We start from the raw sequence: 3,100 nt of genomic DNA, 5'->3' as shown, positions 1-3,100 counted from the left end.
CGTGAATACCAGAGGTGAACTCGTCGGCATCAACACGGCCATCTTCTCCCAAACCGGCGGCTATCAGGGCGTGGGGTTCGCAGTCCCGACGGGCATGAGTAAACCGATTTATGAAAGTCTGGTGAAGACCGGCAAGGTGGTGCGTGGATTCCTCGGCATCGGTATCCAGGATCTGAACCATGATCTCGCCAAGTCCTTCGGCGTGACCGGCAGCAACGGAGCCGTGGTGACCGATGTGAAGGAAGAGGGACCGGCGGAGAAGGCCGGCATCAAACAGGGTGACGTGATCCTCTCATTTCAGGGCACCTCGATCGAAGACGCCGTCACGCTTCAACGCGCGGTGACCCGAAGTGCGGTCGGCAGCAAAGTTACCGTGAAGGTGATGCGGGATGGCCAGGAAAAAGAGCTGGTGGTGACCATCGCCGAGTTGCCCGACAATCCGCAGGTGGCCAAGGCGGAGGCCGGGCCCTCTGATCAGCCCCTGGCGGGACTCGCGGTACAGGAACTGGATCGTGATACGGCGCAAGAGCTCGGACTCAAGGGAAAGATCTCTGGAGTCGTGGTCACTGCGGTCGACCCGGACAGCGATGCGGAGCGAGCGGGCTTGATGCCTGGCGACGTGATCCGCGAGATCAACCGAAAGCCGGTCACGACAGTGAAGGAGTATGATCAGGCGGCATCACATCTGAAGAAGGGACAGACCGTACTGGTTCTCATCAATCGACGGGGTGCATCGCTGTATCTGAGCGCAAAGGTGTAACGGCGAGCGGCGTGGACAGGCTTTCGGCCGGCACCACTCTACCGGTAGCCTGCCCCGCTCTTTTTGGGCATCAGTAGGGTCGGGGACGCGCTGGAGGTTGCCCGCGCCTCGACCCCAGAGGCTGGTTGCCCGATGAGATCGTACCCGGCCACGTCCGTCACCGTTACCGACACAAAGTCGCCTGGCTTCCCGACGCCGCGTTCACAATACACCACCCCGTCGATTTCCGGCGCCAACCCCTCATGCCTGGCCTCAAGCAGTCGATCTGATTCTTCAGACTTTCCATCAATCAGCACCTCGATCGTACGCCCGAGATACTCGCGGTTCTTGGACTCTGAAATCGATTCCTGCAGCGCCAGCAATTCGTTGCGCCGCTCCTCCATCACCGCCTGTTCGACTTTGTGATCGAGATCGACCGCCGACGTTCCCTCTTCGTCTGAATACAGGAAGACCGCGACGCGATCGAACTCCATGTCGAGGATGAACTGCTTCAATTCTTCAAAGTGCTCATCGGTCTCGCCGGGAAATCCGACGATGAACGCCGTACGAAAAAACACACCGGGGATCTTCGTGCGGATCCGTTCAACCAGCTTGGTGATGTGTTTGCGATCACCCAACCGATGCATGCGCTTCAGCATGCGGTCGCTGATATGTTGCAACGGCATGTCGAGATACTTCGTGATACGCGGCGCTCCGGCATACAGCTCCAACAGCTCGTCCGTGACCTGCTGGGGGTACAAATAGAAGGGTCTGATCCACCGTACGTCATCGACCGTGATCAATTCGCGCAGGAGCGCCGTGAGGCCTTGCTTCAACCCGATGTCCACGCCGTAGTTGATCGTGTCCTGCGAAATCAGGTTGAGTTCCTTCACGCCTTCCTGCCCCAACCGCTTCGCCTCTGCCACGATCGAGTCGATCGGGCGGCTTCGCTGCTTGCCCCTCATGATCGGAATGGCGCAGAACGCACAGTTGCGGTTACAGCCTTCGGCAATTTTGAGGTAGGCGCTGTGGGGCGTCCCCAGCCGGATGCGCGGCGTCTCGGCATCGTACAAGTAGGGTGGCTGGCCGAGCCAGACACGTTGTTGACGAGCTTTGGGAGCCAGGAGGCTGCGACAAATTTCGGCGATGCGACCGAACTCGCCCGTACCGACCACCCCATCCAATTCAGGGAGTTCCTTAAGAAGTTCGCCCTGGTACCGCTGCGCCAGACACCCGGCGGCGATCAATACCCGACAGGAGCCTGACTTTTTGAGGCGCCCGTGTTCGATGATGCTGTTGATGGACTCCTGTTTGGCCTCTTCGATAAAGCCGCAGGTATTGATGATCACGACTTCGGCAGCACGGGCATCGCCGGTCAGTTGAAACCCGCCGGCCACCAGCGTGCCGAGCATGACCTCGGAATCGACTTGGTTCTTGGAACAACCCAGGTTCACAAAACCGATGGTGGGTTTCGTGCGTTTCGTACGTGATGGAGTAATCAATGATGAAGCCATAGCCCGTCAGTCTACGAAAGGCCGGAAAAGTCTGTCAAACGAGGCCTCTTGCTATTCCAGCCGGAGCTGTCCTAGATTGCCCCATGATTCGAACCTTTCAGGGCATCACGCCAACTATTCCCTCCTCCTGTTTTATCGAAGACACCGCCGTCATCATCGGCGACGTCGTGATGGGCGAAGAGTGCAGTGCCTGGTTTCACGCCGTCATTCGAGGCGATGTGAACTACATCCGTATCGGAAACCGGACCAACGTCCAGGACCTCTGCATGTTGCACGTCACGCACGACACCCACCCGCTCATCATCGGCGATGATGTGACGATCGGCCACCACGTGGTGCTGCACGGCTGCACCGTTCAGAACCGGGTCCTGGTCGGCATGGGTGCCATCATCATGGACGGCGCCGTGATCGGGGAAGACTCCGTCGTCGGCGCAGGAGCGTTGGTCACAGAAGGCACCATCGTTCCCCCGAAGAGTCTGATCCTGGGATCGCCAGCCAAGGTCAAACGCCCGGTGACCGAGCAGGAACTCGCATGGATCAGGGAATCGGCCCAGAACTATATTCGATATTCCCGTCAGTACCTCTCCGGACCGGATAAACCACGCCCGGGCTTTTGGGTCTAACAGCGCCACCACAACAATCCATGTCGCGCCTTATCCGATTTGTATCAAACAGATAGGATCACCGACGGTAGGTGAGGCGTACGTGCGCTCATCCAGTCGGTAGGGAATGCCTCGCCGATGGCACCACTCGGCAACCCACACTGCCTCTTCAACCGTGGTGGTCACCAAACCCGGCACCGATAATCGGCTCAAGCAACGATCGACAAGTCGGGCAACCGTCCGTT

General features: G+C 58.8%; 4 protein-coding genes. 2 read left to right on the top strand and 2 right to left on the bottom strand.

What is annotated here, in order from left to right; all coding sequences use genetic code 11:
- Positions 1 to 760: PDZ domain-containing protein (locus tag KF784_19915; protein ID MBX3121328.1), on the top strand; the 760-nt coding region annotated here is incomplete at its 5' end.
- A 38-nt stretch (positions 761 to 798) separates the two neighbouring features.
- Here KF784_19915 and rimO read toward each other — a convergent pair.
- The gene (rimO, locus tag KF784_19910; GenBank protein MBX3121327.1) at positions 799 to 2,253 is read right to left on the bottom strand and encodes a 30S ribosomal protein S12 methylthiotransferase RimO; all 1,455 of its coding nucleotides are present in this window, start codon (positions 2,251 to 2,253) and stop codon (positions 799 to 801) included.
- An 83-nt stretch (positions 2,254 to 2,336) separates the two neighbouring features.
- Between rimO and KF784_19905 the strand changes: the two genes are divergently transcribed.
- A complete protein-coding gene (locus tag KF784_19905) occupies positions 2,337 to 2,876 on the top strand; it encodes a gamma carbonic anhydrase family protein (GenBank protein MBX3121326.1) in 540 nt (179 codons plus the stop codon).
- 30 nt (positions 2,877 to 2,906) lie between these two features.
- Here the strand turns inward: KF784_19905 and KF784_19900 are convergent.
- On the bottom strand, positions 2,907 to 3,100 hold a 194-nt coding region (locus tag KF784_19900), incomplete at its 5' end, for a hypothetical protein (protein MBX3121325.1).

It is taken from the genome of Fimbriimonadaceae bacterium, assembly GCA_019638775.1.
GTDB lineage: Bacteria > Armatimonadota > Fimbriimonadia > Fimbriimonadales > Fimbriimonadaceae > JAHBTD01.
The sequence above is the reverse complement of the archived record's forward strand: the minus strand, read 5'-3'. Positions and strand labels throughout refer to the sequence as shown.